Source organism: Paraburkholderia sp., from assembly GCF_035501035.1.
Taxonomy (GTDB): domain Bacteria; phylum Pseudomonadota; class Gammaproteobacteria; order Burkholderiales; family Burkholderiaceae; genus Paraburkholderia.
Map to the genome: position 1 here is coordinate 14,953 of NZ_DATJWR010000051.1, position 23,367 is coordinate 38,319.

The 23,367-nt window shown below is 64.6% G+C and carries 20 protein-coding genes and 1 pseudogene; 7 read left to right on the forward strand and 14 right to left on the reverse strand.

Annotated elements, in window-relative coordinates; all coding sequences use genetic code 11:
* Window positions 1–71: 71 nt before the first annotated feature.
* From frc to VMJ11_RS02950, 3 genes are all read right to left on the reverse strand, one after another.
* Window positions 72–1,322, reverse strand: a complete 1,251-nt coding sequence (frc, locus tag VMJ11_RS02940) for a formyl-CoA transferase (RefSeq protein ID WP_325616728.1) — start codon at window positions 1,320–1,322, stop codon at window positions 72–74.
* Window positions 1,323–1,355: 33 nt separating this feature from the next.
* A complete protein-coding gene (gene oxc / locus VMJ11_RS02945; protein ID WP_325616730.1) occupies window positions 1,356–3,101 on the reverse strand; it encodes an oxalyl-CoA decarboxylase in 1,746 nt (581 codons plus the stop codon).
* A gap of 342 nt (window positions 3,102–3,443) precedes the next feature.
* Complete coding sequence (locus VMJ11_RS02950) at window positions 3,444–4,160, reverse strand: GntR family transcriptional regulator (RefSeq protein WP_325616732.1); 717 nt, start codon at window positions 4,158–4,160, stop codon at window positions 3,444–3,446.
* 239 nt (window positions 4,161–4,399) lie between these two features.
* Between VMJ11_RS02950 and VMJ11_RS02955 the strand changes: the two genes are divergently transcribed.
* Window positions 4,400–4,768 carry a hypothetical protein gene (locus VMJ11_RS02955; RefSeq protein WP_325616734.1) on the forward strand — a complete coding sequence of 123 codons (369 nt, stop codon included), beginning with the start codon at window positions 4,400–4,402 and terminating at the stop codon, window positions 4,766–4,768.
* A gap of 114 nt (window positions 4,769–4,882) precedes the next feature.
* Here the strand turns inward: VMJ11_RS02955 and VMJ11_RS02960 are convergent, their stop codons facing one another.
* On the reverse strand, window positions 4,883–6,607 hold the full coding sequence (locus tag VMJ11_RS02960; protein ID WP_325616736.1) for a long-chain fatty acid--CoA ligase: 1,725 nt from the start codon (window positions 6,605–6,607) through the stop codon (window positions 4,883–4,885).
* Window positions 6,608–6,746: 139 nt separating this feature from the next.
* On the reverse strand, window positions 6,747–7,520 hold the full coding sequence (locus VMJ11_RS02965) for an SDR family oxidoreductase (RefSeq protein ID WP_325616738.1): 774 nt from the start codon (window positions 7,518–7,520) through the stop codon (window positions 6,747–6,749).
* A gap of 699 nt (window positions 7,521–8,219) precedes the next feature.
* Here VMJ11_RS02965 and VMJ11_RS02970 point away from each other — a divergent pair.
* The 3 genes from VMJ11_RS02970 to VMJ11_RS02980 all read left to right on the forward strand — a co-directional run bounded on the left by VMJ11_RS02970 (window position 8,220) and on the right by VMJ11_RS02980 (window position 12,601).
* A complete protein-coding gene (locus VMJ11_RS02970) occupies window positions 8,220–9,437 on the forward strand; it encodes an MFS transporter (protein ID WP_325616739.1) in 1,218 nt (405 codons plus the stop codon).
* Between the two features lie 344 nt (window positions 9,438–9,781).
* Window positions 9,782–11,575, forward strand: coding sequence for an AMP-binding protein (locus VMJ11_RS02975; protein WP_325616761.1), 1,794 nt, complete (start codon window positions 9,782–9,784; stop codon window positions 11,573–11,575).
* 87 nt (window positions 11,576–11,662) lie between these two features.
* Window positions 11,663–12,601 (forward strand): DUF1571 domain-containing protein, encoded by a 939-nt coding sequence (locus VMJ11_RS02980; protein ID WP_325616741.1) that lies wholly within the window; start codon window positions 11,663–11,665, stop codon window positions 12,599–12,601.
* On the opposite strand, the gene VMJ11_RS02985 is transcribed toward VMJ11_RS02980, so the two are convergent.
* From VMJ11_RS02985 to VMJ11_RS03000, 4 genes are read right to left on the reverse strand one after another with little or no spacing between them, the layout of a single operon-like run.
* The gene (locus VMJ11_RS02985) at window positions 12,564–13,031 is read right to left on the reverse strand and encodes a hypothetical protein (RefSeq protein ID WP_325616743.1); all 468 of its coding nucleotides are present in this window, start codon (window positions 13,029–13,031) and stop codon (window positions 12,564–12,566) included. The two genes, VMJ11_RS02980 and VMJ11_RS02985, sit on opposite strands and share 38 nt — an antisense overlap.
* A gap of 29 nt (window positions 13,032–13,060) precedes the next feature.
* Entirely contained in the window at window positions 13,061–14,650 is a 1,590-nt protein-coding gene (locus VMJ11_RS02990; protein ID WP_325616745.1) for an FAD-binding oxidoreductase, read from the reverse strand.
* Window positions 14,651–14,706: 56 nt separating this feature from the next.
* Window positions 14,707–15,597 (reverse strand): anti-sigma factor family protein, encoded by an 891-nt coding sequence (locus VMJ11_RS02995; RefSeq protein ID WP_414694281.1) that lies wholly within the window; start codon window positions 15,595–15,597, stop codon window positions 14,707–14,709.
* Window positions 15,594–16,145 carry a sigma-70 family RNA polymerase sigma factor gene (locus VMJ11_RS03000; protein WP_414694282.1) on the reverse strand — a complete coding sequence of 184 codons (552 nt, stop codon included), beginning with the start codon at window positions 16,143–16,145 and terminating at the stop codon, window positions 15,594–15,596. The genes VMJ11_RS02995 and VMJ11_RS03000 overlap by 4 nt, the downstream gene beginning before the upstream one ends.
* A 247-nt stretch (window positions 16,146–16,392) precedes the next feature.
* Here VMJ11_RS03000 and VMJ11_RS03005 point away from each other — a divergent pair, with 247 nt between their 5' ends.
* Together VMJ11_RS03005 and hfq are read left to right on the forward strand one after the other, a co-directional pair.
* Window positions 16,393–16,611, forward strand: coding sequence for a hypothetical protein (locus VMJ11_RS03005; protein WP_325616747.1), 219 nt, complete (start codon window positions 16,393–16,395; stop codon window positions 16,609–16,611).
* Between the two features lie 357 nt (window positions 16,612–16,968).
* Window positions 16,969–17,439, forward strand: coding sequence for an RNA chaperone Hfq (gene hfq, locus VMJ11_RS03010; protein WP_325616749.1), 471 nt, complete (start codon window positions 16,969–16,971; stop codon window positions 17,437–17,439).
* 518 nt (window positions 17,440–17,957) lie between these two features.
* Here the strand turns inward: hfq and VMJ11_RS03015 are convergent.
* A complete protein-coding gene (locus VMJ11_RS03015; protein WP_325616751.1) occupies window positions 17,958–18,692 on the reverse strand; it encodes a DUF2968 domain-containing protein in 735 nt (244 codons plus the stop codon).
* A gap of 48 nt (window positions 18,693–18,740) precedes the next feature.
* Window positions 18,741–18,875: pseudogene (locus VMJ11_RS03020) on the reverse strand (Fis family transcriptional regulator); the annotation flags it as partial.
* 525 nt (window positions 18,876–19,400) lie between these two features.
* Between VMJ11_RS03020 and VMJ11_RS03025 the strand changes: the two are divergent.
* A complete protein-coding gene (locus VMJ11_RS03025) occupies window positions 19,401–19,865 on the forward strand; it encodes a DUF2147 domain-containing protein (protein WP_325616753.1) in 465 nt (154 codons plus the stop codon).
* A gap of 168 nt (window positions 19,866–20,033) precedes the next feature.
* Here the strand turns inward: VMJ11_RS03025 and VMJ11_RS03030 are convergent, their stop codons facing one another.
* The 3 genes from VMJ11_RS03030 to lpdA form a co-directional block, all read right to left on the reverse strand.
* Window positions 20,034–20,489, reverse strand: a complete 456-nt coding sequence (locus VMJ11_RS03030) for a transposase (protein WP_325616755.1) — start codon at window positions 20,487–20,489, stop codon at window positions 20,034–20,036.
* Window positions 20,490–20,643: 154 nt separating this feature from the next.
* Window positions 20,644–21,741 carry a cell division protein ZapE gene (gene zapE, locus VMJ11_RS03035; protein WP_325616757.1) on the reverse strand — a complete coding sequence of 366 codons (1,098 nt, stop codon included), beginning with the start codon at window positions 21,739–21,741 and terminating at the stop codon, window positions 20,644–20,646.
* 119 nt (window positions 21,742–21,860) lie between these two features.
* A complete protein-coding gene (lpdA, locus tag VMJ11_RS03040; protein ID WP_325616759.1) occupies window positions 21,861–23,291 on the reverse strand; it encodes a dihydrolipoyl dehydrogenase in 1,431 nt (476 codons plus the stop codon).
* Window positions 23,292–23,367 lie beyond the last annotated feature (76 nt).

A 23,367-nucleotide genomic window follows, 5' to 3' on the forward strand; every position in this document is an offset into this window, starting at 1 on the left:
CCGTTGATCGTCGCCCGCGCGGCGCGCATTGCTCGCGCCGCGCGGCGTCCTGCCTGCTCAGCGCGCGGCGCTCAAACTGCCCGCACTTCGTGCAGCGCCGCGATCTGCTGCGGCGTATAGCCGAGGTCGGCCAGCACCTCGTCGGTGTGCTCGCCGAGCAGCGGCGAGCCCGTGATCTCCGGCTTCAGCTCCGAGAACTTGATCGGGCTGCCCACCGTGAGGTACGAACCGCGCTCCTTGTGCGGCACTTCGACAATGGTACCGCTTGCGCGCAGCGACGGATCATCGGCGATCTCCTTCATGCTGAGCACCGGGGCGCACGGAATGTCGAACTTGCGCAGGATGTCGATGGCTTCGAACTTGGTCTTGTCGGCAAGCCACGCTTCGATCGTCGCGAAGATGTCGAAAATATGCGGTTGACGCGCCTGCGCCGTGTTGTAGTTCGGGTCGTCGATCCACTCCGGCTTGCCGAGCGCGCGGCAGATCGGCTCCCATGCGTGGCCCTGCACCGTGAAGTAGATATACGCGTTCGGATCGGTCTCCCAGCCCTTGCACTTGAGGACCCAGCCCGGCTGCCCGCCGCCGCCCGCGTTGCCGCCGCGCGGCACCACGTCGCTGAACGAGCCGTGCGGATACTGCGGATATTCTTCGAGGTAGCCCACACGGTCCAGCCGCTGCTGGTCGCGCAATTTCACGCGGCACAGGTTGATCACGCTGTCCTGCATCGACACCGCCACCTTCTGCCCCTTGCCCGTCTTCTCGCGGCCGATCAACGCCGTGAGAATGCCGATGGCCAGATGCATGCCCGTGTTGCTGTCGCCGAGCGCCGCCGCACTCACCGTGGGCGGGCCGTCCCAGAAGCCCGTGGTCGAGGCCGCCCCGCCCGCGCACTGGGCGACGTTCTCATAGACCTTGAGGTCGTCGTAGTGGTGGCCTTCGCTGAAGCCCTTCACTGAAGCGACGATCATCTTCGGATTGAGCTCCTTGATGCGCTCCCACGTGAAGCCCATGCGGTCGAGCGCGCCAGGCCCGAAGTTCTCCACCATCACGTCCGACTCGCGGATCAGCTTCTCGAGCACTTCCTTGCCTTCGGGCTTCTTGGTGTCGAGCGTGAGCGAGCGCTTGTTGCTGTTGAGCATCGTGAAGTAGAGCGCATCGACGTTGGGGATGTCGCGCAGTTGCGAGCGCGTCACATCGCCCGCGCCAGGGCGTTCCACCTTGATCACGTCCGCGCCGAACCACGCGAGCATCTGCGTGCAGGCCGGCCCTGCCTGAACGTGCGTGAAGTCGATGATCTTGATGCCGTCGAGGGGTTTGCTCATTGCATATCTCCTGATCTACCTGATCGATTGGACTTATTTCTTCATGGCCGCGCTTTGCGGATTCAGATTCGTGAGGCGGCCGCTTTCGGTGCCCGCCGATTCGTCGATGACTGCGTTGATCAACGTGGGCTTGCCCGATGCGATCGCTTCGAGCAGCGCGTTCGTGAGTTCCTCGGGCGTGCTCGCTTGATGGCCAATGCCGCCGAACGCCTCGATCATCTTGTCGTAGCGCGCGTTCTTCACGAACACCGTGGGCGCGACATCGGCTCCGCCGCTCGGATTGACGTCCGTGCCGCGATACACGCCGTTGTTATTGAAGACGATGGTGCAGACCGGCAGGTCGTAGCGGCAGATCGTTTCCAGCTCCATGCCTGAGAAACCGAACGCGCTGTCACCTTCGATCGCCACGACCTGGGTGCCGCTCGTCACCGCGGCGCCGATCGCGAAGCCCATGCCGATGCCCATGATTCCCCATGTGCCCGAGTCGAAGCGCTTGCGCGGCTGATACATGTCGATGATGCTGCGCGCGTAGTCGAGCGTGTTCGCGCCTTCGTTGACCACGTTGATGTCGGGCCGCGTTTTCAGCACGTCGCGAATGGCGCGCAGCGCGCTGTGGAAGTTCATCGGGGCCGGGTTCTTCGCGAGCGTCGCCGCCATCTTCTCGAGGTTCTTGTTCTTGCGTTCGCCAACGGCGGCGAGCCACTCGGCCGGCGGCTTCGGGAAATCCGCGCCGAGGCCCGCGACGAGCGCTTCCACGCACGAGCCGATGTCGCCGATCACGGGTGCCTCGATGGCGACGTTGCTGTCGATCTCGGTAGGCGCGATGTCGATCTGCACGAACTTCTTCGGCTCGGGCGCGCCCCATGTCTTGCCCTTGCCATGCGAGAGCAGCCAGTTCAGGCGCGCGCCGATCAGCACCACCGCGTCCGACTCGGCCAGCACGAACGAGCGCGCGGCCGACGCCGACTGCTCGTGCGTGTCGGGCAGCAAGCCTTTGGCCATCGACATCGGCAGATACGGAATGCCGCTCTTTTCGACCAGCTCGCGGATCTGTGCGTCGGCCTGCGCATAAGCTGCGCCCTTGCCCAGCAGGATCAGTGGACGCTTCGCATTCCTCAATACGTCGATCGCGCGCTGCACCGCATCCGGCGCGGGAATCTGCCGCGGCGCGGCGTCGACCACCTTCACGAGCGACTGTTTGCCCTTCACGGCGTCGATGGTCTGCGCGAGCAGTTTGGCCGGCAGGTCGAGATACACGCCGCCGGGGCGGCCCGAGAGCGCCGCGCGAATCGCACGCGCTACACCAATGCCGATGTCCTCGGCATGCAACACGCGATAGGCGGCTTTCGCGTAGGGCCTGGCGGCGTTGAGCTGGTCCATCTCTTCGTAGTCGCCCTGCTGCAGGTCGACGATCTCGCGCTCGCTCGAACCGCTGATGAGGATCATCGGGAAACAGTTCGTGGTGGCGTTGGCCAGCGCGGTGAGGCCATTCAGGAAGCCCGGCGCGGAAACGGTCAGGCAGATGCCCGGCTTTTTCGTCATGTAGCCCGCGACGGCGGCCGCATTGCCCGCGTTCTGCTCATGCCGAAAACCGATGAAGCGCATGCCTTCGGCCTGTGCGAGACGGGCCAGGTCGGTAATGGGAATACCGACGAGACCGAAGATCGTGTCGATATCGTTCAGCTTCAGCGCGTCGATGACGAGATGAAAACCGTCGGTCGTCTGCTGCGCTTCTGGCACAGGGTTCTGCTGCGCCTCGTTGATGCCTGCTTCTGCCATGACGTCTCCTCTTTGGCGGGGCGTTGTGTGATTCGTGATATACAATATTCCACACACAGTATTAGTCAAGACGTTTTTTTACCCATGCCGCACTTGCTGCACTGCATTGCGCCGCAACGCGCCTGACTGTCTGGCGCGCCGGCGCCTGAACCAGCGAACTTTGACGCAACACACCATGGGCGGACATCCCTTCTGCACGCGAACGTCCCCGACTGATTTATTATGTAGTCCATACTTTTACTTCAGCATCACGACACCGATTCAGACGAAAAGCGTCTCGATGCGCCTTGTTGATGCGCCAGGGCGATATGCATTGCCGCCTCGACTCGCGGCGCCCTTCCCTCAGTCGAGAAAGTCGCAGTTCGCTTCGACGAATAGCGCGAGTTCGATCGAGTGCTGCCGCACGAGCTGCTCGACACGTTCGGTGTCGCGCGCCTCGAGCGCCTCGATGATGCGCATGTGATCCACGATCGAGCGCGACGCACGATCGCTCTGCGCGATCGTCATGCGTCGGATCGCACGCACATGCATGAAGATGTTCTTGATGGTGTCGACGATGATGGGCGACTTCGAAAGCTCGACCAGCGACTGGTGGAACATGATGTTCGCTTCCGAGTATTCCTCGATGTGTTCCGAGGGCGTCGTGTCGCCGAAGCTCGCGAACATGTGCCGCAGGCCCGCGATGTCCGCGTCCGAGGCGCGCTGTGTGGCAAGCCGCGCCGCGATGCTTTCGAGCGCCGCCCACATATAGATCATCTCCACGATCTCCTTGCGCGTCTTGCGCAGGATGTAGACGCCGCGCCGCGGCACGGTGCGCAGAAACCCCTCCTGTTCCAGCAATGTCATCGCCTCGCGCACGGGCGTACGGCTCACGCCGAGCTTCTCGGTCAACTCCTTCTCGTCGAGCCGGATCTCGTCTCGCGAGCGGTAGATGTCGGTTTCGGCAATGGCCTGCTTGAGCTTTGCGTAGGCCTGATCGCGCAGCGAAACGCTCGCGTTGATCGGCTCAAGCGTCAAGGTGACCAGGGACGCCTCGGCGTCGAGTCTTTCGGCGGACATCGGTCGTCTGTCTCCAATGTTCTGTTTAGCCGGCACTGCTGGGAAATTTCATATTTCCAATACAATATATCAGTGCGACAGGTATGACTAAGCGGGGTTTACGCGCAGATGTGGCACGTCGACAGCCAGGACGAATACATAAAGAGTTTTCTATGCTTATCGCAAGAAACTTTAACTATCGTTTATTCATCGGCGCTCCTACGCTTGGTTCACGTCACTCGAATCGACTGGAGACAGCCATGAGCCATCCGACCGCCGAACACGACCGTCAACTCGAAGCGCAGCTGTGCGCGTTCAACACGTCGTTTGCCGAACTGGGCCTGCGTTTTCGCTGGGACGCGCGCACGCTCTATTCGCTCGCATCGATCGCCGGTGAGCACGCGCGCGTGGCGGCTTATATCGACGCGCATCATCCGCATCTGCTGAAGGCCTACAGCATGGAGTTTCTGTGCGAGGCGATCCTCGCGCGCAAGCGCGCTCAGGCGCCGGAAGAATGGCCGCAGGCCCTGCCCGCTCAGCGCAGCACGACGAAGGAATGGCCAGCCATGGCGGCCGGCGCGCAACAGGATTGGCGCGAAGGTGGCTTGCCCGCGCTCGCCGGTGCCTGACGCACACGGGCGCAGAAACAGCGGCTAGAAGACGAAATCCGTCTGGACAGGTGCGCGCAAGGGCCCCATCCAGACGGACTTGAAATTGAAAGATGGTGGGTCAGCGCGAACCGTTCAGGTATTGCCCCGAGCCTCGGCCTCTTCTTCCTGCAGCTTGCGCCAGAGAATCTTGCCGCTGCCCGACTTCGGCAGGGCCTCGACAAACTGTACGATGCGCGGCGCCTTGTACGCCGCCATGTTCTCGTGCGCCCAGGCAACGATATCGTCCTCGTTCACGCTGCCTGCCTGCTTCGGATCGAGCACGACGACCGCCTTCACGGTTTCGCCGCGGCGCACGTCCTGGGTGCCGATGATGCACACCTCCTTGATTGCCGGATGCCGGTACATCAGCGCCTCGACTTCGGCCGGCCAGACCTTGAACCCCGACGCATTGATCATGCGCTTGAGCCTATCGGTCATGAAGTAATAGCCTTCCGCGTCGCGGCGCACGAGGTCGCCCGTGCGCAGGAAACGCTTGCCGTCGCGCTCGATGAACGCTTCGCGCGTCGCCTCCGGGTTGCGCCAGTAGCCCTGCATCACCTGCGGCGCATGCATGATCAACTCGCCCGATTCACCCTCGGGCACCTCCGCGAGCGTGATCGGATCGACCACGCGCGAATCGACGTCGAACACCGGAATGCCGAGGCACTGCGGCTTCGGCCGCTGCGGAGGATTGATGTGCGTGCCGGCCATGGTCTCGGACATCCCGTAGCCCTCGACGAAGTCGAGCCCGGTCAAATCCTTGAGCTTCTTCACCACCGCGTCGGGCATCGTCGCGCCACCGCCGCGCATCCACGCGAGGCTCGACAGATCGTATTCGTGAATGCGCGGATTCGATATGAAGTCCACGACCATCGTCGAGATCGCCTGCCAGCCGTTGATGCGGTAATGCTCGATTGCGCGCGCCGCGGCGTCGCGGTCCCAGCGCGGCAGCAGCACCACGGTCGAGCCGTTGTAGAGCGCGCTGTTCATGCCGCCCTGCATGCCGGTCACGTGAAAGAGCGGCAGCACCGAAAGTTGTACGGCATCCTGATTACTGCCGAACCAGTTGCAACCGCCCACGGCCGTGCACATCACGCTGCGGTGCGTATGCATGCACCCCTTCGGCTTGCCCGTCGTGCCCGAGGTGTACGGCATCACGCAGAGGTCGTCGGGGCCTGCGGTCAATGGGCCGGGCGAACGGCGCGCCTCGAGCATGTCGGCCCAATGCGCGACGCCGGGCCCATCCACGCAGCGCGGCGCGCTCACGAATTCGGGCGGCGGCGAAAAAGGCTCGCACTTGAGATAATCGCTGTAGGTCGCCACGAGCAGATGTTTCAGGCCCTCGCCTTCCCCCTCCCGCACGAGCGGAGCAATGCGCGTGTAGAGATCCTGCGCGACGAAAGCCGTGGTCGCGCCGCTGTCGTCCACATAATGCGCGAGCTCCTCGGTGAGGTTCATCGGATTGACCGGCACGACCACGGCATTGGCGCGCAGGATGCCGTAGTAGGCAATGACCCACTGCGGGCTGTTCTGCATATAGAGCAGCACGCGGTCTCCGGCCTTCACGCCGCATTCCTGCTGCAGGTAGCCGGCCACGCGCTCCGCCTCGTCCTTGAACTGCGAGAACGTAACGGGCGTGTCGTAGAAGATGAGGAACGGCTTGTCGGGATAACGCGCCGCCGAAACCTCGGCGTTGTAGAAGAGGTTCGTGTGCGGGATGCTCAGATGCGGCGAAAGATGCGCGGGCCAGTGCGGCGAGGCCGCGCGCGGCGACGATGATGGCGCAGTGGCGGAAATCGTCGGGACAGACGTGGACATGGCGGGCTCCGTCTCATGTATCTCATGAAATTCGTGAAGCACGCGGCCGCCAGCCGCACTGGGCCGGCCGGCCCCGCGTGCCATGCAATCGTTGCGGACGGCCTGGCGCCGCAAGGCGCGCGCCGTCCGCCACGCAGGATCAGACGACGCTCGCGCCGCCGTCGACAGCGAGATACTGGCCTGTCACATGGCGCGCCGCCTGGCTCGCGAGAAACACCACGGCGCCCTTGAGATCGTCGTCGTCGCCGAGGCGATGCAGCGGCGTGTGATCGATCACGGCTTGCCCCATCTTGTCGAGCAGGCCGGCCGACATCTTCGACGGAAAGAAGCCCGGGCAGATCGCGTTCACGTTGATGTGGTACTTGCCCCATTCGGCGGCCAGCGCGCGCGTGAAATTGATGGCCGCCGCCTTCGATGTGTTGTACGCGATGGTCTGCATCGGCCCGAGCGAGCCCTTGAGGCCGGCGATCGAAGCAACGTTGATGATCTTGCCGCGCTTGCGCGGGATCATGCTGCGCTTGCCCACTTCACGCGCGAGAAAAAACGGCGCGTTCACGTTCAGGTTCATGACCTTGTGCCATGCCTCGTCGGGATAGTCCTCGGCGGGCGCGCCCCACGTGGCGCCCGCGTTGTTCACGAGAATGTCGATCTGGCCGCGGGCCGCCAGCGTCTCGCTCACGAGCGCAGTCGCGGCCTCGGGGCGCTGCAGGTCGCTCACGACAGTCGTCGTCTCGATGCCGAGCTCCCGTAGCTGGGCCGCCGCCTGGGCCAGCTCTTCCGCCTTGCGGGCGGTGATGACGACATGGCAGCCCATTTCGCCCAGCGCCTGCGCCATCTGCAGGCCAAGCCCGCGCGAACCGCCTGTGATGAGCGCAACCTGGCCGCCCAGTTCGAACATGTCCCTCACCCGCATGCGTCGTCTCCTTGATGTCTGTCGACCGGCTGAAGTTCCGCAGTGCGGAACTCAATGAGATGCCACCGATTCTAGCGGCGCTATTCAACGAGGTAAATAAGGAAAAGCACGCTCGTTCATAAAATAATTTTGTGCTTTCCAGTGCGTGCGCATGCGCGCCGGGTATGTCGCGAACCGTGCGCGCAGCCAGTTCGTTTCACACGCAACCGTTGCAATCACACGACGCAGCGCGTTTTCCGGGTTTCTGCCACGCGTCGATCATCGCCCCCGTCCGGCACCCAGATCGCATCGGCCGTTGGCCGCCTCGCGCTGACGCTGGTCTGCCAGCACAGCTTCGCTCAAAGTTCGGTCGTGCTTTACGGCGTTGCTGATCGTCGGCATCCGCTATCTGACGAACGCCAACGCGAGCAAGCAAATCCGAATGAAAACGAACCTGCGTATTGCCCGAACTTTTACCTTCGGTCTCCCAATCTATTAATTAGCCTTCACTTAAATTACATTTAAATTTCAATTTAGACAAACTGCCTTCTCTCATGGTGAATATCTCCAGGGATTAGTACGAGTTGCGCCAGACAATCACGCAAATGTTTAATGCCGGGCGTACACTGGCGCCAAGCCCGTTGCGGGGGGGCAATCTAGCCACACGACGCAATGCCGGGAGACATGGCATCGCACCGGTTTCACAGGAGAACAATCAACATGAGCTGGACGCGGGAACAAAAGAACGTCACGATCGCAGCCTACCTGGGATGGACGCTCGACGCTTTCGATTTCTTTCTGATGGTTTTCGTTCTGAAAGATATCGCCACCGAATTCAATACCAAAATTCCGGCAGTGGCTTTTGCCATTACGCTGACGCTCGCCATGCGGCCGATCGGCGCGCTGATATTCGGGCGACTCGCCGACAAATATGGCCGCCGCCCCACGCTGATGATCAACATCGCGTGCTATTCGGTGCTCGAACTGCTCACCGGCTTCTCGCCTAACCTCGCGACCTTCATCGTGCTGCGCGCGCTGTTCGGCGTCGCGATGGGCGGCGAATGGGGCGTGGGTTCCGCGCTGACGATGGAAACCATTCCGCCCAAGTCGCGCGGTATCGTTTCCGGCCTGCTGCAGGCGGGCTATCCGAGCGGCTTTCTGCTCGCCTCGGTCGTGTTCGGCCTGCTGTATCAGTACGTCGGCTGGCGCGGCATGTTCTTTATCGGCGTGCTGCCCGCGCTGCTCGTGCTCTACGTGCGTACGCACGTGCCCGAATCGCCAGCGTGGAAGGAGATGGAAAAGCGCCCTCGTCCGAGCCTGCTCTCCACGCTCAAGCACAACTGGGTGCTCTCGGTGTACGCCATCGTGCTGATGACGGCGTTCAACTTCTTCTCGCACGGCACGCAAGACCTGTATCCGACCTTCCTGCGTGAACAGCATCACTTCGACCCGCATACGGTTTCTCTCATCACCATCGTGCTCAATATCGGCGCGATCGTGGGCGGCCTGTTCTTTGGCTCCGTTTCCGAAAAAATCGGCCGCCGCAAGGCGATCTGCATCGCCGCGCTGATCGCGCTGCCTGTGCTGCCGCTGTGGGCGTTCTCGCAGGGCCCGGTGCTGCTCGCGCTCGGCGCGTTCCTCATGCAGATTTCCGTGCAAGGCGCGTGGGGCGTGATCCCCGTGCACCTGAACGAGATCTCGCCAGACGAAGTGCGCGCAACCTTCCCGGGTCTCGTCTACCAGCTCGGCAATCTGTTCGCCTCGGTGAACGCCACGCTGCAGGCATCGCTCGCCGAAACGCACGACCAGAACTATGCGATGGCCATGGCGATCGTCGCGGGCACGGTGGCCGTCGTCATCGCCGTGCTGATCCCGTTCAGCCGCGAGCGTCGCGGCATCGACATGACGCAGACCGCCAAGCAGGTGTCGAGCGTCTGAAACGCGGCGCGCGGCGGCCCCGCAACGCCGCGACGCATAGCCGTGTAAGTGTGCAAGCGTGTAAAGGAGGCCGTGCCGGGTTCGCCCGCACGGCTTTTTTGCGCCCGCCGGGCGCTCTCTCGACGCTGCGCGTACCGGGTTACACCCGCTGCCGGTCGTGCGCACCGCATTGCATGATGAAGGTGACACGCACTGGCGCTCGTCGCCACACCGTCCGGAGACCCAGCATGAGCGAAACGCCCCGTCCTGATCCGGCAAGCCCCGCGGAAAGTGCCGCGCAACTGGCGGCCGCGCCAGAGCCCGCCGCGCCCGAATCGGCCCTACCTCGGCCGGACACGCCTCGGATGGCCGCATCGGAGGTCGCCCCGTCTCAGCCGGCAGCAGCTCAACCAGCCGCACCTCAGCCGGCTGCCCCCAACACCGACGGCATCTGGTACGCCTCGTACCCGCCCGGCGTGCCGCATGAGATCGACGCGGGCCAGTACGCCTCGCTCACGCACTTCTTCGACGATTGCACTGCGCGTTTTCGCGAGCGCGTCGCCTACGTGAGCGCCGGCTCGCCGATGACCTACGGCGCGCTCGCCCGCAAGGCCACTGCGTTCGCGTCCTGGCTGCAAGGCGCGGGCGTGCAGCCGGGCGAGCGCGTCGCGATCATGCTGCCCAACACGCTGCAATATCCCGTCGCCCTCTTCGGTGCGCTGAAGGCCGGCGCGGTGGTCGTCAACGTCAATCCGCTCTATACCGTGCGCGAGCTTGTGCATCAGTTGAAGGACAGCGGCGCGCAAACCATCGTCGTGCTCGAGAACTTCGCGGCTACGCTCGAAGCGGCGCTGCCCGGCACGCAGGTGCAACGCGTCGTCGTGACGGCGCTCGGCGACCTGCTCGGCGAAGGCCTCAATCTCAAGGGCCGCTTCATCAATTTCATGCTGCGCCACGTGAAAAAGATGGTGCCGCCCTACCGGCTGCCGCATGCGATGCGTCTCGTCGATGTGCTCGCGCAAGGCGCGCGCGCACCCCACGCGCCCGTGGCGACGCACGCCGACGACCTCGCCTTTCTCCAGTACACCGGCGGCACCACGGGCGTCCCCAAGGGTGCGATGCTCACGCACGGCACCGTGCTCGCGAACGTGCTGCAAGCGAAAGCCTGGTTGGGCAAACAGCTCGAAGCGACCGCCGAGACCGTGCTCACGCCGTTGCCGCTCTATCACATCTATGCGCTTGCCATCAACGCGCTGATCTTCATGGCGCTTGGCGGGCGCAACATCCTCATCGCGAATCCGCGCGACGTGCCACGCGTCATGAAGCTGCTGCGCCACGAGACGTTCAGCTGCGTCAGCGCGGTCAACACGCTCTATAGCGCGCTGCTCGACAACGAGGAATTCCGCCAGCGTGACTTCTCGGGCCTCAAGCTCGCGATGGCGGGCGGCATGGCCATGCAGAAGGCCGTCGCCGACCGTTTCAGGGCGGTGACGGGCAAGTCGATCGTGGAAGGCTATGGGCTCACCGAATGCTCGCCGATCGTCTCGATGAATCCCGTCGATCTCGAGCATCTGGCGGCAAATCAGGCCTGCCCGGAAGGTTCGATCGGCCTGCCCGCGCCCTCCACTCAGGTACGCTTTCGCAAGGACGACGGCACGTGGGCGAACATAGGCGAGGCGGGCGAGCTTTGCGTGAAGGGGCCGCAGGTGATGAGGGGCTACTGGAACCGCCCCGACGAAACGGCGAAGGTGTTCGTGGACGGATGGCTCGCGACCGGCGACATCGGCATCATGGACGCACGCGGCTTTATCCGCCTGATCGACCGCAAGAAGGACATGATCCTCGTCTCCGGCTTCAACGTGTATCCGAACGAGATCGAGGACGTGGTGGCGATGCATCCCGGTGTGCGCGAAGTGGCGGCGATCGGCGTGCCCGATCCCGTGCAGGGTGAACGCGTGAAGGTGTTCGTCGTCAGACGCGATCCCGCTCTCACCGAAGACGCGCTGATCCAGTTCTGCCGCCAGCAGCTCACAGGCTACAAGGTGCCGCGCCTCGTGGAGTTCCGCGATTCGCTGCCCCAATCGAACATCGGCAAGATCCTGCGCCGCGAGCTGCGCAATGAGGAAATTGCGAAAACCGGGAAGAAATCGCAAACGTAAGACGTTCATGCGGTGTCGGCGCGCGCGGCACGAACAGGGCACACGCGCGCCACCCGCCAACATCGACGCACCGTGGAGGGCCCGTTGATGACGTCTCGACCCACGCCTGTCGCGATTCGCCGAAGCTACGCATCGCGCTGGCAGGTGCGCGTGCGCGCCGTGGCCATCGTCGCCCGTTTCGTCGCGGTGTTTGCCGCACTGAGCGTGGTGTTGGCGAGCGCTTGCCGCGCAGCGACGGGAGTCGAAACGCCCCCATCCGGCGTAGGCGCACTCCCTCCCGAAGAGCAGGTGCTATGGCTCCAGCGCGCCGCGCGCGCCGACATGCTCGCGCAGCTCGACGACGCGCAGCTCGTCGCCCTCTTCGAGTCGCTCGCCCCGGACACGCTCGCACGCTATATCGCAGCAGGGCCGAACGGCTACGCTTCGTGCGAATTCACGATGCTGCATCGCGAGCGCATCGACGGACACTGGCCCGCGACGGCCGACCATCTGCTCGTGCGCATCGCGCATGATCCGCTGCGGCTCTACGCGCGCTGGCTGCGCGACGGCGCGCACGCGGGCCAGGAAGTGCTCTACGACGCCACGCACCACGGCGACGAAATGTACGGCCACATGGGCGGTTTCCTTGGCGTGGTGTCGATGTGGACGCGGCTCGACAGCACGTTCGCGCGCTCGCAATCGCACCATCGGCTCACCGAACTCGGCACCGAAGCGATCGCGAAGCGCTTTCTAGACGACTATCCGCGGCTCGCCGAAACAAGTGCAGCGCGGCCCTCGCACATCGGCGTCGAAACGCGTGACGGCGTGCGCGTCGTCACGTTCACGTGGGACGCGCCGCCCGGTGCGCAGGGCTTGCCGGCGAGCCGCGAGACGCTCGGCCTCGATCTGCGGCATCCGTGGTTCCGCACGGTGCAGTCGTACGACGGCGCCGGCCGTCTCGTCGAGGACATCGTGATCGAGCACATCGAACCCAAAGCCTTCGACTCGCTCACGTTCGATACGCGCAACCCCGACTATCGCTTTTAACCGGCGTGGCATGGCCCGCCGAGGCAAAGTCGCGCAGCGTCACGTGCCGTGTTGCTGCGAGGCGCGCGAGCACGAAACGATCGGAAGGACGCAGCGATCCGATCAGGGTGGCGCCGGGCGCCAGCTGCCGCGATAGCTGCGCATGCCAGAGGCCGCCGATGTCGCCTTCGACGCCAACGCCAACGCCCACGCCATCGCCCGCTCGATCGCCCACGGCCCACGCGATACATCCCGCACTCGCCGCCTGGCGCGCGAGCGAGCGGCCTTCGGCCAGCGCCGGATCGAACACCACGGCGCTCGCCGCGCCCAACGCCGTGCCTGCGCGCGCCCTTGGTCCGCAAAGCGCAAGCGCGAATGCGAGCGGATCCGCGCGCCACGCCGCGCCGAGCGCCACAGCGCCCGTATCGCATAGAAAGCCCCGCCGGTTCATCGCTTCCTCCGCCCGCATTCGCGAGATTTTCAGGTGTAGCCGCGCTGCGCACGCCAGGCCGCGGGCCAGATGCCCTGCTTGCCCGGCGAAAGCACGCCTTGCGCATCGAGCGCATCTTTCACGGTCTGCGCGAGGCGCAGCAACGCGCCGTCGTTGAAGCCGTACTGCACCGCAGCGTAGTCCATGTAGAGCAGATGCGAGCGGTACACGCCGTAGCCGGCCGCGCCCGCGTCGCTCATCAGCGCGCGCAGCAGATCGCCCGCGCGGGCGGCGTCGGCGCGGCGCTCGCGTGCGAAGATCGCCGCGAACACATGATGCAGGCAGCGCCCCGCCGCCGTGAAGCCGCCGTAGTAGTCGAACCCGTATTCGGCCGCGCGCGCCTTGACGAGCGCGTACTGGCGCAGCGCGTCGCGGCCGTCGGCGGGACACAGCGGCGAGAAGTCCACGTGTGCGCCCTCGCCGCCGCGCCAGTCGAGCATGCGAAAGGCGCTCATCGTCGGAATGCCGGCGAGATTGCGATCGCCGCCGCCCTTCGGCTCGTCGCCTTCCTCGTAGCGCTGCGCGGTGAAACGCGCACCGGGCACGGCGGCAAAAGCGCGCTCGACGATGCGACGCTGCGCGTCGATCACCTCGGGCGCCCCGTAGAGCGCGTAGTGCAGGTTCCATCGGCCCACGCCGAGCTCGCGCTGCATCGCGGCGACAGCGGCCTCCGGCATCGGGCCATCACCCACGTACCAGCGCGAGCGCGGTGCGAGGCTGGCCGCGCGCCGGATCACGCCTTCGATCACCGCGTGCTGGGCAATCGTGCCGTCGAGCTGCAGCACGCGCAGCGTATCGACGAGGACGCCGAGATCGTCCTCGCGCTCGACCTGGATCTCGCCGATCACGAACGCGGGTGGCGCTGGCATCAGCCAGAGCCCCATCTTCGTGACCACGCCGTAGTTCGACTGCGTGAAGAGCGCATCGAACGAGGGGCCGTAGCCGCTCTTGTAGAGGTGCCAGGCCGTGCCAGTCTCGATCGCGCCCATGCCGGTGCGCACCACGTCGCCATTGGCAAGCACGACCTCCATTCCGCATTGCGCCGCCGCGTGGTCGCCGTAGGCCGTCGTGCCGAAGCCGCGCTCGAGCGTATTGCCGATCACGCTGCCCCAGCCGGCCGCCGGCGGATCGACCCACAGGCGCACGTGCTGCTCGCGCAGGTGCGCGTGCAGGTCGAAGTAACTCACGCCGGGCTCGACGCGCGCCCATGCGAGCCGTTCGTCAACCTCGAGGATGCGGTTCATGCGCTGCAGGTCGAGCACGACCGAGCCCGGAAGACGCGGCGCGGCACCGCCGTAGGCGAAATTGCGGCCCGTGGAAACGGTCCAGAGCGGCATGCGGGTCTCGTTCGCGACCCGCAGGATGGCGCGAATCTCCTCGACGCTCGCCGGGAGGATGGCCGCGGATGGCGCGAATGCATGCGCATCGGCGAGCGGCACGAACGGATCGAGATAGGGGTCGAGCGACGCGCCGCCGCGGCACACATTCGGCGCACCGACGATCGCTTCGAACGCTTCGAGCGCGCGTTCGAAGCGGGCGTCGTCGATGCCGGGCGGCAACGCTCGCGTGGTGCCGCTCATCGGCTCGCTCCGTTATGCAATTCGGTGCGCACAGGCATGGCCCCCACCCTCGCCGATCACCACTGCCCGGGCTTGCCGCCCAGCGCGCCGCACACGTCGAGCGCGATCGCGCGCAGCTTCGGCTCGGTCTGCGGCCCCGAGAGCGCATAGCCCATCCGGTCGGTGCTCCAGTAGAACGTGCGACGGTTGCCGTCGCGCAGCAGGCGCACCGCGCCGCGCTCCGTGCTCGAGGCGCCTACGTAGAGCGTGAGGCGCTCGCCCGCATCATTCTCGTACATGAACTGCGCGGCCGGCCCCGAGTTGCCGGGCAGCAGACGCCCGCCCACCAGCGCGTAGCCGTACTCGGCGAGTGAGGGCACCGAAAGTGGCTTGCCGAGCCGCTTCGAGAGCCACGCGACGAGATGCGCCTCGTCGGCCGCACCGACTTCGACGGGATGACGCTGTTCGGGCGAATACACCGCATAGGCGACATCGGCGCGGCGCGCGAAGGCTTCAGGCGTCGCGCCGGCCACCAGCTCCGGCGCGAGATCGGGAGCGAGCCGCGGCACGAGCGCCGTGAGCGCGACCGCGAGTCCAGCGCCCACGGCAACCCAAGCCGCCGCGATACCCGCGCGCCACCACCACGGCGCGCGGGGGCGCAATACGAGCACGGAAGGCGCGGCGTCAAACGCTTGGGGTACATCATCAGGCGAGGCGCGCTCGCCCGCCACAAGCGCGCCGTCACACAACGCCTGCAGCGCCGCCTTTTGCGCGCGATATGCCGCGACACGCGCCGCGGCCTGCGGGTCGGCACAAAGGCGCGCCTGCAGCGCCGCGCGATCGTCCGGCGGCAGTTCGTCGTCGACGAAAGCGCCCAGCATCGAAAGATCCCCTTCAGGAGGCGGCGGACTTTCACCTTTGCGTTCGCCTTCGCCCTCGTGTTCGTGGCCGAGATCGTCGTCGTTCATCGCATCGTCCCCACCACCCTGAGCGACGCGGTGCGCTGCGCCGGATCCTGCGCCGGCTCCCTGTCGAGCAGCGCGCGCAGATGCTCGCGCGCGCGCGAAAGGCGCGACATCACCGTGCCGCATGGCACCCCGAGCACCACGGACGCCTCGCTATAGCTCAACTCCTCCACGCACACGAGTAGCAGCACCTCGCGCTGCGCCGCCGGCAACACGTAGAGTGCACGCTGCAGATCGCGCAGCACGAGTCCGTCCACCTCGCCGTGCGGCGCTTCCAGCGTGCGCCACGGCGCGGCTTCGTCGTCGACGGCGATCTCGCGCCGCCCGCGCAGCTGGTCGATATAGAGATGGCGCAGGATCGTGAACAGCCAGGCGCGCAGATTGCTTTGCGGCCGAAAGGAGGTCCAGCGCGACAGCGCGCGCTCGGCGGCGTCCTGGACGAGGTCGTCGGCCCATGCGGCGTCGCCGGTCAGCGCGCGCGCATACCGGCGCATGGGCCCGAGCTGCGCCACGACCTGCGATTCGAACTCGGGCGACGGGTGGCGCAACACGCCGCGCTACGCTCAGTAGCCGCCACCGCTCGACGAGCCGCCCGAGGGACTGGACGCCCCGCCTGAATTCATATCGCTGCACGAGGCAAGCCCTGCGCCCGAAAGGCCGGCCAGCGCCACACAGACGAGACACGCAAGCAACACGCGAAACCGCTTCATGGTTACCCCCACTGAGGTTGCACTCGACGCTCGACCGACTTGCCTGAGAGACCTTGCGAACCCGCGCTCGCACGACCTTGGCTCGCTCTTGCCCGGCATCGTCGATATCGCGGTAAACGTGGCGCTCGGCGCGCTTATTCCGCGCGCCACGATTTGCTCTGGTTCTTTCGCACAAACGCTGCGCCAGCGCGGTGTCTGCGCCGCGTGCGCCGCCGCACGGAGTAAATGGGGGGCGAGCGGCGAGAATCGTGCCAGGACGACCGAACTGCACCAGGCGCGAGAATTCGGTGGCGGGTCGCGCGCCTGAACGCTCGAATCGGTCGAGCATGGCCGACCTTCTTGGTCTACGCTGTCAAAGTGTGGAAGTGCGCGAATATGTCGCGGTCTAGACAACCGGAACGCGAATCGTCGGCGTACTGCCCGCGGGGAATCGCCGTCGCTGCCTGTCAAAACACGTCATTCGGCCCCGCCCGCTTGCCGGCGGCCGTCGACGAGGGACGCAACGACGCTTTTTTTCATCAACCTGCGGCCACGGCCGCGAGTCGGTATAGTTCTGCAGTAAGCTTATTTCCCTGCACGCGCGCTTCGCCGACACAAGGTAGAATCGCGGCGAGCAAACATTCCAACTGATTGCGGCATCGTGCCGCCTGGCCAAATCGAGTCCATGCCTTCCGCAGAATCGCACCCGCAAAACGACTTCATGAACGCCGCGCGAAAGGAAAGAAAGCGCGTCGAAATCTATCTGGTCAATGGCATTCGCCTGACCGGATGCATCGAGTCGTTCGATCAGTACCTGGTGATGCTGCGCACGCCCGTTGGCCTGCAAGGCATCTACAAGCGCGCCATCTCGACCATCCAGCTCGACACCGGCACCCGCCCGGGACCGCGCCCAGGCGGCCCACGCAGCTCGCATGGCGAGCACACGAGCCGCGGCCCGCACGGCAGCCATGGACCACGCGAGCACAGGGAGCCTCGCGAGCCGCGTGAAGCCCGCGAACCGCGTGAGAACTGGTCGGCACCGGCGGGCACCGAGCGTCCGTCGCAGGACGGGCCGGTCGTCGTAACGCGCCGCCGTCGCCTGTATGGCACAGTGAACAATGGCGGCAACGGCGGCGAAGGCAGCGGCAACAGCTAAGCCGCGTGGCCGGCGCACCTGTCACAGGGCAGGCCTGCCTCCCGCTTTTCAGAACAATACGGGCGCGCCAAGGTGTGCCCGTATTGTTTGCGCGTGCCGTTTGCGCAGCGCAACCGCTCTGCGCCCTGAAGCTGCCCTGAGGTCAGGGTTATAGCCTTTGCGTTATGCTCACAAACATGCATTTCGCAACGGAGACCGCCATGAGCGCATCCAGGTCGAACAAGCCGCAAGCCCCGTCACAAGAAGACTCTCTTGACGAGGCACTCGAGGAAACCTTCCCAGCGAGCGATCCAATCGCCGTCGCCCCCACGCCAGCAAGATCGCAACCGGCGCGCCGGCCGCCCGACGATACTCACAAGGCCCACAAGATTCGCGACACACACCGCCACGGCAAGCACTGAGCGCAGCTTTGCGCCATGAGGAAAGGCGGAGCGTCGCCGACGCCCCGCCTTTTTGCACATCCTCGCCAGCCCGGCGCGCCCGCGCCATGACCACCGGCAGCCCTGCGAACCCGTGAATTAGCGAATCGGCAGGCCGCCTTCCACCTGCTGCTGCAACTCGCGCACCTGGCGCTGCACCGTGCGCAGTTGCGCCTGCGCCTCTGCCTTCTGCGCCTGCAGCGCATTTGCCTGATCGCGCGTCTGCTTCTGCTGGTCTGCGACGAGCGCCTGCTGCTCGCGGGCAATCGCCAGATCAGCCTGGAGCCGGTTCGCGTGATCCTGGGTAAGCGCGATCATGCGATTGGTGAACGCCTTCTGCGCTTCGAGACGCGTACGGCGAATCTCGACGTCCGCCAACTGCGCACTCTTCTGGGCGAAGTCGCGGTAGATGGCTTCGGCACGCGTCTCATCGCTCGTCTTGATCACGCGCCAGAACGTCTTGTTCTGGAACAGCGTGACGTAATACGTCATTTCCTTCGCGTAGAACAGCAGGCTCGCGCCATACGAACCGTTGTAGGTCGTGCGCATCGCGTTGAGCTGCGAGTCTCGCAGCATCTGCTGCAACTCGGCAACATTACCCGCCGCGCTTTGCTTTGCTTCGTCCGGCGTCAGCACCTCCGGCTGGCCAGCCGGCAACGGCTGAGCTGCCGCGGCGGCCTGCTCGTCCTGCACCGCAGGTGCGGCTGCGGTCTGTGCTACGGGCGCTGTTGCCGCCGAATTGTCAGGCGGCGTCTGTGCGCAACCTGTACCGATTCCCCCGATCAACATCAACGCCGCCAAGGCGGTCCGACGAACTCTCCACTTGTAGTCCATGTAGTACCTGTTTTGAACAGTTCTAATTTTTACAAATCGGCACAATTATTACTCACTTTCACGTGTTTCGGGTTCCTCGTCGGAAATTTGGTCGTTACGTATCTTTTCCAACAACACTTTAAGAAAAATTCCTAGGAATTTTGAGGCGTCCTTGCGTCTCCAGCTGTTTTGGTCCAGTGCGGCGCGCCGACAGCTGCAATGATGAACAACCGGTGCTGGTCTGACCGCAAGAGCCGGACAACAGCGCGAGCAGATGGGCCATCCGGGCGGCGTATCCAGCGACAGGACGACCGGCTTCGTCAGCCTCGGCACCGGATCGATCGCGCCGGCCACGGCGGCCCGCGACTGGCTACTCAACCGAAAAGCCAGGGGAGTCATCGACGCGGTGGCGGACGCTCGGTGCCGCCGTGTGTGTCGTGGGTTCGCCCTTGGCGAGCGCGGCCGAATAATCAATAGGAATCCTGATCGGTTTGTCACGCAAGCAATCGTAATCGCGATCGTCCCCCAAAGGACACAGAGAGCGGCGCACGCAGGAGGCGCCTCGCGCTTGCTGGCGGGCATCAGGCCCCGCATCCGCGCATCGCATGACTAGAGTCCTTCCTCTCAAACGCGCACGGTGCTTTCCAGTATCCTGCCCTCACCGCGCGACGCGCCTCTCGTATCGCGCGGGCTGCACCGCCATCACAAACAACATTAGTGGAGGAAGACATGAACCGATTTCTGGGCCGCGCGGCACGCCATGTCGCGCTCGCGGGCGCGCTGCTGGGCGGCGCGCTCGCCGCTCACGCGCAGACGGATACGCCAGTGGGCGTCTGGCAGACCATCGATGACCACACGGGCCAGCCGAAAGCGCTCGTGCAGATCAGCGCCGACGCCAATGGCGACCTGAGCGGCAAAGTCATCAAGGGTCTCGGCGCCAGCGACCAGCCCGACCGGCGCTGCACGGCCTGCACGGATTCGCGCAAGGATCAGCCGATCCTCGGCATGACGATCATGGACGGCATGAAGAAAACCAGCGACGGCTGGGACGACGGCCACATCCTCGACCCAGAGAACGGCAAGGTGTACCGCTGCAAGATGCACACCGAAGACGCAGGCCAGAAACTCGTCGTGCGCGGCTACCTGGGCATTGCGCTCCTTGGCCGGTCACAGACCTGGGTTCGTCAGCAATGAGCTAGGGCGTACGCCAGCCCGTGTGCCAACTGGCGAAAGATCCCGTGAGAAATCTGCGGAGCGAAGCCAAGCGAAGCCGGCGGAAGCGGTTGCATGAGCCGCTTGCACCGGCACTTCGCATGCGCACGCGTTGATACGCGCGAGTTTGGACAGCAAGCCACGACGGTTTTACGCCGTATGACGATACACCGAGCGGAAGTTGAACGTCTGCACCGGCGTGACTGCGGGTGCTGCCGGCGCGAACGGCGAATTGCGCGGCAAGTCGCGCGCTTCCTCTTGTCTGCGTGCGGCCTTTTCTGCGCGGCTCGCATGCTTGCGCATACGTGCTTCAATGGTGTCGCATAATGCCACGCCTTCTTCGCCGAACAACTCGGCCATCACGACCTTGAGCACACCTTCATCGTGCCAGGTCTTGAAGCGCCGGTGGCAAGTTTGATACGAAGGGTAGCGGCGCGGCATGGCCGACCACGTTGCGCCGCTATACATGACCCACAGCACGCCATTGAGCACCGAGCGCGTGCTGGCAAGCGGCCTTCCACGCAGCTCGCTGCGCGGACGCAATTCGGGCAGGAGCAGCATCACGCGCTGCCATTCTTCGTCGGTAATATCGCGATGCGGGGTCATGGATAGTCGCTTATCAGAAGTTGTTCTGACAACGATAGCCAATCGCCCGGGCCTTCCATATCAGACGACTCCGAATCTTGAAAAGCGTGCTACGACCCGCCTTTTGCTACAAGCGCACCGTCGCGGGTGCACCCCGCCGCCGCGCGCAGTGCGATCAGGTAAGCGCTGTATCGACAATGCGGCGCGGCGTTTCGAGATATTCCTTCGACTGCATTTCGACGATGCGTGAGACCGTGCGCGTGAATTCGTTGGCCATCGGTCCTTCAACGTAGAGTTGCTCCGGAGGCACTGCAGCGGACATCAGCAGCTTCACCTTGTGGTCGTAGAACACGTCGATGAGCCAGGTGAAACGGCGCGCTTCGGATTGCATGCGCGGCGTCATCTGCGGCACATCCGAAAGAACCACGGCGTGGAAGCGACTTGCGAGTTCGAGATAGTCGTTCTGCGAGCGCGGGCCGCCGCACAGCGTCGCGAAGTCGAACCACACCACGCCATCCGCACGGCGCAACGCCTTCAGTTCGCGCTTTTCGATGTGAAGGATCGGGCTCTCGTCGGGCACCGCGGCGAGCTGCGCGAAGGAATGGCGCAGCGCGCGATCGGCGGCCGCGCCAAGCGGCGTGTGATAGACCTCCACCTGCGCGAGCGTGCGCTGCCGGTAGTCGATGCCCGCATCGACGTTGAGCACGTCGAGCTTCGACTTGAGCAGCTCGATGGCAGGCAGCATGCGGTCGCGATGCAGTCCGTCGGGATAGAGCAAGTCGGGATCGTAGTTGGACGTCATCACGAACTGCACGCCATTCTTGAACAGACCGTCGAGCAGACGATAGAGGATCATCGCGTCGGCGATGTCCGAGACGTGGAATTCGTCGAAGCAGATCAGCCGATAGCGCTTCGCGATGCGTCGCGCGAGTTCGTCGAGCGGATCGGCCATGCCCTTGAGCTCTTCGAGTTCGCGGTGCACTTCGCGCATGAACTCGTGAAAGTGCAGGCGCGTCTTGCGCTGAAGCGGCACGACCGCATAGAAACTGTCCATGAGGAAGCTCTTGCCGCGCCCCACGCCACCCCACATGTACACGCCGCGCGGCAGGTCCGGGTGAATGAGGAACTTCTTGAACGCGTTCGATCGGCGCGACTTGTATGCGGCCCACTCGTCGTAACACCGCTGCAGCCGGTCGATCGCGCTGCGCTGCGCCGTATCGGGCTTGTATCCCCGCTTCTGCAGTTCGTTTTCGTAGTATTCGGTGACGTTCATTTTCCGGGCCGCAAATGAGCAAAGGCGGGAGGGCTAAAGCCCACCCGCCTCCGTACGTGATGCTGGGTACTGCGAGGCAAAGCGGTGGCTTTAGCGGCCAACCGCCCTGCCTTGGCGCATTACATGTTGAGCGCGCGCTTGTCGGTGGCGAGCGCCGCTTCGCGCATGACTTCGGACAGCGACGGGTGTGGATGGCAGATGCGGCCGATATCTTCGGCAGCAGCCTTGAACTCCATCGCCACCACGGCTTCCGCGATCAGGTCCGATGCGTTCGCCGAGATGATATGCACGCCGAGCAGTTCGTCGGTCTTGGCATCGGCGATCATCTTCACGAAGCCGTCGGCCTTGTTGATGCCAAGTGCGCGGCCGTTCGCCATGAACGGGAACTGGCCCGTCTTGATGTCGCGGCCTTCGGCCTTGAGCTGCTGCTCCGTCTTGCCGACCCATGCGATTTCCGGCTCGGTGTAGATCACCCACGGAATGCAGTTGTAGTCGATGTGCGGCTTCTGGCCGTCGATGATCTCGGCCACCAGCACGCCTTCGTCTTCAGCCTTGTGCGCGAGCATCGGGCCGCGCACCACGTCGCCGATCGCGTAGACGTTCGGCACTGCTGTCGCGCAGTGGTCGTCCACGTCGATGAAACCGCGCTCGTTGGCCTTCAGGCCGATCGCTTCGAGGCCGAGGTTGTCGGTGTTCGGCACGCGGCCGACCGACACGATCAGGCGGTCGGCTTCGAGCACTTGCGCGTTGCCGTCCTTGTCCGTGTAGTTGATCGTGACGTTCTTGTCCGTCGCCTTCACTTCGCCGACCTTCACGCCGACGTGAATCTCGAGACCCTGCTTCTTGAAGAGCTTCGCAGCTTCCTTCGCGAGCGCCTGGTCAGTGGCGCCGAGGAATTCCGGCAGCGCTTCGAGGATCGTGACGTCGGCACCGAGACGGCGCCACACCGAGCCGAGTTCCAGACCGATCACGCCAGCGCCGATCACGGCCAGCTTCTTCGGCACGGAGTCGAACGTGAGCGCGCCTTCGTTGTCGGAGACGATCTTGTTGTCGACCGGAATGCCCGGCAGATGACGCGCCTTCGAACCCGTCGCGATGATGACGTTCTTCGCCGTGACGACTTCGGTCTCGCCTTCGCCGCTCACCTCGATCTGCACGCCGGCGTCGGTCTTGCCGGTGAACTTGCCGTGGCCCTTGAGCCACGTGATCTTGTTCTTGCGGAACAGGAACTCGATACCCTTGGTCATCTTCTCGACGATGCCTTCCTTGCGGGCGAGCATCTTCTCGACGTCGATCTTCACGTCGCCCACGCTGATGCCGTGGTCAACGAGGTGATGCTGGGCGTTCTCGAACTCTTCAGACGAAGCGAGCAGCGCCTTCGACGGAATGCAGCCGACGTTCAGGCAGGTGCCGCCGAGCTTAAGCGCGCCGGCCGGGTTCTTCCATTTTTCGATACACGCAACCGACTTGCCGAGCTGCGCGGCACGGATCGCCGCGATATAGCCGCCGGGGCCGGCGCCGATCACGACGACGTCAAATTCTTTGGACATGGTCATCCTTTCGATACGTGAGCGCCACGCGCGGACTCCGATTTCCGGAATCCGCGCGCACGGTGCTCAGTGTGAG